Here is an 8,794-nt window from a genome sequence, read left to right as displayed (position 1 = left end):
CTGGCTTGTGGGATTATCGGTGCGCCCTATGTGACACCTGTTGAGATGGGCTTGATGAGCCTCTTTGTTTATGCTGGGAGCGCCCAGTTTGCCATGTTGGCACTGATTGCGGTCCAAGCGCCTGTGGCAGCCATTGCTATGACAGTTTTTTTGATCAACTTGCGACTTTTTTTACTGAGCTTGCATGCATCGACCTATTTCCGTCATACTAGTCTCTGGCAAAATATCGGCATGTCCAGTCTCTTGACAGATGAGACCTATGGGGTTTTGATGGGCGAATTAGCCCATACAGATAAAGTCCATCCCATGTGGATGCACGGGAACAATCTCAATAGTTATGTAGCCTGGTTTATTGGGACAGTGGCGGGGACAGCTTTAGGTGGGCTTCTTCCAAATCCTGAGGTCTTTGGATTGGACTTTGCCCTTGTAGGAATGTTTATCGGGATTTTTACTTCGCAATTTCAGATTATGCAAAGACGGGTTCCTGTCCGCAATCTGCTGCGGATCCTAGCCGTTGTTGCGGTGTCCTTCTTTTTGCTCTTGACAGTGGTGTCTCAGTCGCTAGCTGTTCTGTTTGCGACTTTGCTAGGTTGCACTATGGGGGTGGTCTTAGATGGTCAGTAAATATCTTTTGTTAGCCGTTATCTTTTCAGGCCTAGTGACTTGGATTCCCCGTATGATTCCCTTCATCTTGGTTAAGTACAAGGGCTTGCCAGCTATCGTCGAGCGGTTTTTGAAGTTTTTGCCTGTTTCCATTATCTTTGCCTTGATTCTTTCAAGCGTAGTGACTGGCAAAGTTGGCAGTCTTCCTCAAATCAAATGGCTGGACTTTTTAGCAGTCTTTCCAACGGCTTGGGTAGCCTTTCGCTACCGCAATCTAGTAGGTACGGTTCTTTTTGGGGTAGTCTTGATTGCAGTCTTGCGTCTGGTCTTTTAAATCAGCCATAAAAAAAACCTATCACCGAGATAGATATCATATAATGGCGAAAAAAAATATTTTCTGTTAAGATAGTAAAGTATTCTATTTTGGAGGAAATGACATGAAAAAAATCGTCAAATATTCATCTCTTGCTGCTCTAGGACTTGTTGCCGCAGGTGTACTAGCAGCTTGTTCAGGTGGAGATAAGAAAGATACTGCAACTAGCGAAGCAGCATCTGGTAAGAAAGAAATTATCGTTGCAACCAATGCTTCACCAAAACCATTTAACTACGAAGAAAATGGTGAGTTGACTGGTTATGAGATTGAAGTAGTCCGTGCTATCTTTAAAGACTCTGACAAATACGATGTTAAGTTTGAAAAGACAGAGTGGTCAGGTGTCTTTGCAGGTCTTGATAGCGACCGTTATCAAATGGCGGTGAACAATATCAGCTATACCAAAGAACGTGCTGAAAAGTACCTTTATGCAGCTCCAACTGCTAAAAACCCTAACGTTCTCGTTGTGAAGAAAGACGACGACAGCATCAAGTCACTTGATGATATCGGAGGCAAGTCTACTGAGGTCGTTCAAGGGACAACATCAGCTAAACAGCTAGAAGATTATAACAAACAACACGCTGACAATCCAACGGTTCTTAACTATACCAAGGCTGATTTCCAACAAATCATGTCTCGTTTGAGCGATGGTCAGTTTGACTACAAGATCTTTGATAAGATTGGTGTTGAAACAGTTATCAAGAACCAAGGTTTGGACAACTTGAAAGTCATTGAACTTCCAAGCGACCAACAACCTTACGTTTACCCACTTCTTGCTAAAGGTCAAGATGAGTTGAAATCATTTGTAGACAAACGTATCCAAGAACTCTACAAAGACGGAACTCTTGAAAAATTGTCTAAACAGTTCTTTGGAGATACTTACCTTCCAGCAGAAGCTGATATTAAATAGTCGTATGAAATCATCCAGTCTGAGAAAGACGGATGATTTCTCAATTTTCAGGTATATAGTTTCAAACTATATGTCTGCCTATCTAATAACAATTTGCTAATTCAAATAAAGTATGAGATACTATTACGGTATTATTTTTAAAGGAGAAAGAATCATGAAAATTAAAAAATGGCTCGGTTTAGCAGCTCTTGCTACAGTCGCAGGTTTGACTCTTGCAGCTTGCGGAAATTCAGAAAAGAAAGCAGACAACGAAACAGTTGTCAAAATTGCAACAGTTAACCGTAGCGGTTCTGAAGAAGCGCGTTGGGATAAAATCCAAGAATTGGTTGAAAAAGATGGAATTAAATTGGAATTCACAGAGTTCACAGACTACTCACAACCAAACAAGGCAACTGCTGATGGCGAAGTAGACTTGAATGCTTTCCAACACTACAACTTCTTGAACAACTGGAACAAAGAAAACGGGAAAGACCTTGTAGCGATTGCAGATACCTACATCTCACCAATCCGCCTTTACTCAGGTAAAAATGGGGAAGAAAACAAGTACACTAAAGTGGAAGAAATCCCAGATAACGGTGAAATCGCCGTACCAAACGATGCAACAAACGAAAGCCGTGCACTTTACTTGCTTCAATCAGCTGGTTTGATCAAATTGGATGTTTCTGGAACTGCTCTTGCAACAGTTGCTAACATCACGGAAAATCCAAAGAACTTGAAGATTACTGAATTGGACGCTAGTCAAACAGCTCGTTCATTGTCATCAGTTGATGCTGCCGTTGTAAACAATACCTTCGTTACAGAAGCAAAATTGGACTACAAGAAAGCACTCTTCAAAGAACAAGCTGATGAAAACTCAAAACAATGGTACAACATCATTGTTGCGAAAAAAGATTGGGAATCATCACCTAAGGCTGATGCCATCAAGAAAATTATCGCAGCTTACCACACTGATGAAGTGAAAAAAGTTATCGAAGAAACATCAGACGGTTTGGACCAACCAGTTTGGTAATAAGACATAGGGAGGTGGGAGAGAGTTTCCACCTCTTACTTTTGTATAGAGAGTTGATTTTAAAGAGGCACTTGTGGTCGTTCTGAGGACACAAGTACGTAGTAGAAAGAGAGAGAAAATGGTTTTTCCTAGCGAACAAGAGCAGATTGAAAAATTTGAGAAGGATCATGTGGCCCAGCATTATTTTGAAGTTTTGCGTACCTTGATTTCCAAGAAATCAGTCTTTGCCCAGCAGGTTGGACTCAAGGAGGTCGCAAACTATCTGGGTGAGATTTTCAAGCGTGTAGGGGCTGAAGTGGAGATTGATGAGAGCTATACGGCTCCCTTTGTCATGGCGCATTTCAAGAGTTCGCGTCCAGATGCTAAGACTTTGATCTTCTATAACCACTATGACACTGTACCAGCGGACGGAGATCAGGTGTGGACAGAGAATCCCTTTACGCTTTCGGTCCGCAATGGATTTATGTATGGGCGTGGTGTTGACGACGACAAGGGCCATATCACGGCTCGTTTGAGTGCTCTGAGAAAGTATATGCAGCACCACGATGATCTGCCAGTCAATATCAGCTTTATCATGGAAGGGGCAGAGGAGTCTGCTTCTATGGATTTAGACAAGTATTTAGAGAAACATGCAGACAAACTTCGTGGGGCGGATTTACTAGTCTGGGAACAAGGGACCAAGAACGCCTTGGAACAGCTGGAAATCTCTGGAGGAAACAAGGGCATTGTGACCTTTGATGCCAAGGTAAAAAGTGCGGATGTGGATATCCACTCGAGTTATGGTGGTGTCGTGGAATCAGCTCCATGGTATCTTATCCAGGCTTTAAGTAGCCTACGTGCAGCAGATGGGCGTATCTTAGTAGAAGGCTTGTACGAGGATGTTCAAGAGCCAAATGAACGAGAACTAGCCTTGGTGGATACCTACGCCCAACGCAATCCTGAGGAAATCAGTCGCATTTATGGCTTGGAATTGCCTCTCTTACAAGAGGAACGTGTAGCCTTCCTAAAACGTTTCTTTTTCGAGCCAGCCCTTAATATCGAAGGGATTCAGTCAGGTTATCAAGGGCAAGGGGTTAAAACGATTTTGCCAGCAGAAGCCAGTGCTAAGCTAGAAGTTCGTTTGGTTCCTGGTCTAGAACCGCATGATGTTCTGGAAAAAATTCGGAAACAGCTAGACAAAAATGGCTTTGATAAGGTAGAATTATACTATACCTTGGGAGAGATGAGCTATCGAAGCGATATGAGCGCGCCAGCCATTCTCAACGTAATCGAGTTGGCCAAGAAATTCTATCCACAAGGCGTATCAGTCTTGCCGACCACAGCGGGAACAGGACCTATGCATACGGTCTTTGATGCCCTAGAGGTACCAATGGTGGCCTTCGGTCTAGGAAATGCCAATAGCCGAGATCACGGTGGAGATGAAAATGTGCGAATCGCCGATTACTACACCCATATTGAATTAGTAGAGGAGCTGATTAGAAGCTATGAGTAGAGATATTATCAAGTTAGATCAGATCGATGTGACTTTTCACCAAAAGAAAAGAACCATCACAGCGGTCAAGGATGTGACTATTCACATCCAAGAAGGGGATATCTACGGAATCGTTGGATATTCTGGAGCAGGGAAATCAACCCTTGTACGGGTGATTAACCTCTTGCAAAAACCATCTGCTGGGAAAATTACCATTGATAACGACGTCATTTTTGATGGCAAGGTAACCTTGACGGCAGAGCAGTTGCGTCGCAAACGTCAAGATATCGGGATGATTTTCCAGCATTTCAACCTAATGAGTCAAAAGACAGCAGAGGAAAATGTGGCCTTTGCCCTCAAACATTCTGGACTCAGCAAGGAAGAAAAGAAAGCAAAAGTAGCTAAGTTGTTGGACTTGGTTGGCTTGGCGGATCGTGCTGAAAACTACCCTTCACAACTATCAGGAGGGCAAAAACAGCGTGTAGCCATTGCGCGTGCCTTGGCAAATGATCCGAAAATTTTGATTTCAGACGAGTCAACGTCTGCCCTCGACCCTAAGACAACTAAGCAGATTTTGGCCTTGTTGCAAGATTTGAACCAGAAATTAGGTTTGACGGTTGTCTTGATTACGCATGAAATGCAGATTGTCAAAGACATTGCCAACCGTGTGGCGGTCATGCAGGATGGCCGTTTGATTGAAGAAGGCAGTGTCCTTGAAATCTTCTCAGACCCTAAACAACCTTTGACACAGGACTTTATCTCAACAGCTACAGGTATTGATGAAGCCATGGTCAAGATTGAGAAGCAAGAAATCGTAGAACATTTATCTGAGAACAGTATCTTAGTGCAGCTCAAGTATGCAGGGGCTTCGACAGATGAACCACTTTTGAATGAATTGTACAAACATTACCAAGTAACGGCCAATATCCTCTATGGAAATATCGAAATTCTCGATGGCACTCCTGTCGGAGAATTGGTGGTGGTCTTGTCAGGTGAAAAAGCAGCACTAGCAGGTGCCCAAGATGCCATCCGTCAGGCTGGCGTCCAGTTAAAAGTATTGAAGGGAGGACAGTAAAATGACAGAGTTGATTCAAACTTATCTACCAAATGTCTATAAGATGGGCTGGGCTGGTCAGGCAGGCTGGGGAACAGCCATCTACCTAACTCTTTATATGACAGTTCTTTCCTTCATCATCGGAGGGTTCTTGGGGCTGGTGGCAGGTCTCTTCCTCGTCTTGACAGCGCCAGGCGGTGTCTTGGAAAATAAGGTTATCTTCTGGATTTTAGACAAGATTACCTCTATTTTCCGTGCGGTACCATTTATCATCCTCTTGGCAATCATGTCGCCACTGTCTCACTTGATTGTCAAAACAAGTATCGGGCCAAATGCAGCCCTTGTCCCACTTTCTTTTGCGGTCTTTGCCTTCTTTGCCCGTCAGGTGCAGGTTGTCTTGGCTGAGTTAGATAGTGGTGTCATTGAGGCGGCTCAAGCGAGCGGAGCGACCTTCTGGGACATCGTGGGTGTTTACCTATCAGAAGGTCTTCCAGATTTGATTCGTGTGACGACTGTGACCTTGATTTCCCTTGTTGGGGAAACAGCTATGGCCGGTGCGGTTGGAGCTGGTGGTATTGGTAACGTAGCCATTGCCTATGGATTTAATCGTTACAATCACGATGTGACTATCTTGGCGACCATTATTATCATCTTGATTATCTTTACAATCCAGTTCTTGGGAGATTTCTTGACCAAGAAATTAAGTCATAAATAATGGAAGGAGTTCAACGGGACTCCTTTTTGTTTTCTAACCGAAATGCAAGAAGGATAAAGCTTCTTTTTAGAAATATGCTATAATAAACAAAGGTCCCCAATTAGCAAGTCAGAAACTTTGCTGTAGAAGGGATGATAATGTAAAGGAGTTTGGCTGGTATGAATTATTTCGAGGGGAATGAGTTTTTCCTTCTCTTGTTTGTAGTTTTACTGATTGGTTTTGTGGTAAACTTTTTTGAAAAACGTAAGGACTACTATATTTTGGCCCTCTCCCTCTTATTTGCAGGAGCTATCTATGGTAAGAGTCGAGCGATGATTGTCTATTTGCTCGCCTTTATCGTTTACCAGTATTTTCTGGTTTTTCTAGCACAGCGGATAGAGGCAAAGTGGCTGAAACCACTGGTTTTCCTTTCCATCCTTCCTTTGGTGATCAATAAAGTCTTTGCTCTGACTTCTCTGCATTTGTTGGCCTTTATTGGAATTTCTTACATGTCCTTTAAGACCATTCAGATCATGCTAGAGATATCGGATGGCTTAATCAAAGAAAAAATCAGTGTAAAAGATTATCTACAGTTTTTGCTCTTTTTCCCAACAGTTAGTGCTGGTCCAATTGATCGGAGTAGGAGATTTTTAAAAGAGATAAACGAGGTCATGCCCCGAAAAGAGTATCTAGAATTAGCAGGGGACGGTGTGTATCGTATCGTTCTAGGACTCCTTTACAAGATTGTTTTATCAACCTATGTTTATCAGATGTTACTCGCTCTAAATAATACTGGCACAGTCGTTTACTCAATCAAGTATATGTACCTCTATACCTTGTATCTGTTCTTTGACTTTGCAGGCTATAGTCTAATGGCCGTTGGAAGTAGTAATATTCTAGGTATTCAGACACCGATGAACTTTAACAAACCTTTCTTGAGTGTCGATATCAAGGATTTTTGGACTAGATGGCATATCACCTTGTCGACCTGGTTGAGAGATTTTGTATTTTCAAGAGTATTGATGCAGGTTATCAGGAAAAAATGGTTTAAAAATAGACTACACAATGCAACCTATGCCTATATGATCAATATGTTGGTCATGGGTTTTTGGCATGGTCTCAGTGTTAGCTACATTGTCTATGGTTTTTACCATGGTGTCTTGATGGCTGGATTTGAAGTGTATCAAAAGAAAAGCAATTTTTATAAGAAAAATAAAAACAAAAACTGGTATAAGCTACTAAGTTGGTTTGTGACCATGAATTTGGTTATGATTGGTTTCTTTATCTTTTCAGGTGAACCCTATAAAATCTTACTGACGATTTTAAAGAGATAAGAGATTGAAAAGAAATAGGCTAGATCGAAGGGATAGGATAAAACGAGATGATTAAATTAAAAGCATTTTTACTATCGCTTGTGCTCGTAATTGCGACGCTTGCCCTTTTAAATGTGACGTATGTCAAGAAGATTGATGATTATTATAAAGTCAAGGATAACAGTATTCGTTATAGCACCTCGTATGAAAAGTATAAAAGTAGAGATATTCTAACAAGCAATATCACCCCCAATACACTGGTTCTAATGGGTTCCTCAGAGTTGGTCGCAACGATAAATGAAGACTATCATCCAAATAAAATTTTTAACTACAACGATTTTAATATCATGCAGATTGGGACCAGTTATTCTCAAAACATCATTCAGGCTACGACCTTGGGCTCTATTGAAGGATCAATGAGTAAGCGAAAAGTAGCTATAGTAGAGTCGGTTCAGTGGTTTGAAAAAGATGGGACCCATCAAGATGCCTTTTTGAACAAGGCTTCTCAGGAACATATTTTTCACATGCTAGATAATGATAAGATTAGTAAAGAAACGAAAGAAAAAATAATCAATCGCATTATCGAGATTACCAAAGGAAATAAGCAACAAAATGACATCTACAAAAAATACAAAAGTTATTTCATAGATGGAAAAGGAACTATTGTTGATAAAAAACTATTAGAGTTAGATAACGCGATGTATTCCTTTAAGCTTAAACAGACTTTTTATCAAAAACATGCTAAATCAGATTATCCTTCACTAGGAGACAAAACCCCAGACTATGATTGGGAAAAGATGACGGATCAGTTTGTGGAAGAGGTCAAAAAGAAAACAGACAATAATGACTATGCTGTTGATAATAACTACTACAATACTTACTTAAAAGATCGCTATGCATCGCTGAAAGATTCCAATAAAGATTTGAGCTACCTAGAGTCACCAGAATATTCAGATATGGAACTCTTCTTGACAGTTGCTAAAGAATTGGGCATTGAAGTTGAGGTTATTATTTTCCCAGTAAACGGGAAATGGAATGACTACACTGGTGTCTCAAGAGAGATGCGAGAAAAAACTTATAAAAAAATAGAAGATGTCGCAAAAAGCCATGGTGCAACCGTATTAAACTATGGAAACAGAGAGTATGATGATTACTTTTTATTTGACGTGATGCACGTTGGAGTGAAAGGATGGATGGAAGTTGAAAAAGAACTTTACAAATTTGCAAACCAAGCTAACTAACACACATCGTTTAATCTTGTGGACACTATTTTTCTATACGGTCATCTTGAGCATCGTGATCTACTGTTTTGTGACCGATTTTTCGAATATTCAAGAATTTATCTATAGTGAATTTTAAGATTGTATACA

Annotated in this window: 9 protein-coding genes; all 9 read left to right on the top strand. The window is 41.1% G+C overall.

Annotated features, from left to right (window positions below; all coding sequences use genetic code 11):
* Positions 1–624, top strand: a 624-nt coding sequence (locus GMD4S_RS02875) for an AzlC family ABC transporter permease (RefSeq protein ID WP_000630714.1), incomplete at its 5' end; no start/stop codon positions are given.
* Positions 614–937 carry an AzlD domain-containing protein gene (locus tag GMD4S_RS02870; RefSeq protein ID WP_000253936.1) on the top strand — a complete coding sequence of 108 codons (324 nt, stop codon included), beginning with the start codon at positions 614–616 and terminating at the stop codon, positions 935–937. The genes GMD4S_RS02875 and GMD4S_RS02870, both read left to right, overlap by 11 nt.
* A gap of 103 nt (positions 938–1,040) precedes the next feature.
* Positions 1,041–1,883, top strand: a complete 843-nt coding sequence (locus GMD4S_RS02865; protein ID WP_000724967.1) for an amino acid ABC transporter substrate-binding protein — start codon at positions 1,041–1,043, stop codon at positions 1,881–1,883.
* Positions 1,884–2,037: 154 nt separating this feature from the next.
* Positions 2,038–2,892, top strand: a complete 855-nt coding sequence (locus tag GMD4S_RS02860) for a MetQ/NlpA family ABC transporter substrate-binding protein (protein WP_000694511.1) — start codon at positions 2,038–2,040, stop codon at positions 2,890–2,892.
* Positions 2,893–3,010: 118 nt separating this feature from the next.
* Entirely contained in the window at positions 3,011–4,384 is a 1,374-nt protein-coding gene (locus GMD4S_RS02855; RefSeq protein WP_000231793.1) for a M20 family metallopeptidase, read from the top strand.
* Entirely contained in the window at positions 4,377–5,438 is a 1,062-nt protein-coding gene (locus tag GMD4S_RS02850) for a methionine ABC transporter ATP-binding protein (protein ID WP_000085691.1), read from the top strand. The genes GMD4S_RS02855 and GMD4S_RS02850 overlap by 8 nt, the downstream gene beginning before the upstream one ends.
* Position 5,439: 1 nt before the next feature.
* Positions 5,440–6,132 carry a methionine ABC transporter permease gene (locus GMD4S_RS02845; protein ID WP_000137509.1) on the top strand — a complete coding sequence of 231 codons (693 nt, stop codon included), beginning with the start codon at positions 5,440–5,442 and terminating at the stop codon, positions 6,130–6,132.
* A gap of 158 nt (positions 6,133–6,290) precedes the next feature.
* The gene (gene dltB, locus GMD4S_RS02840; protein WP_001105737.1) at positions 6,291–7,445 is read left to right on the top strand and encodes a D-alanyl-lipoteichoic acid biosynthesis protein DltB; all 1,155 of its coding nucleotides are present in this window, start codon (positions 6,291–6,293) and stop codon (positions 7,443–7,445) included.
* A gap of 47 nt (positions 7,446–7,492) precedes the next feature.
* Positions 7,493–8,665 carry a D-alanyl-lipoteichoic acid biosynthesis protein DltD gene (gene dltD / locus GMD4S_RS02835; protein WP_000593512.1) on the top strand — a complete coding sequence of 391 codons (1,173 nt, stop codon included), beginning with the start codon at positions 7,493–7,495 and terminating at the stop codon, positions 8,663–8,665.
* The last annotated feature ends 129 nt before the right edge of the window (positions 8,666–8,794 follow it).

This window comes from Streptococcus sp. GMD4S, from assembly GCF_000296955.1.
This window is presented reverse-complemented; position numbering and strand designations above follow the sequence as displayed.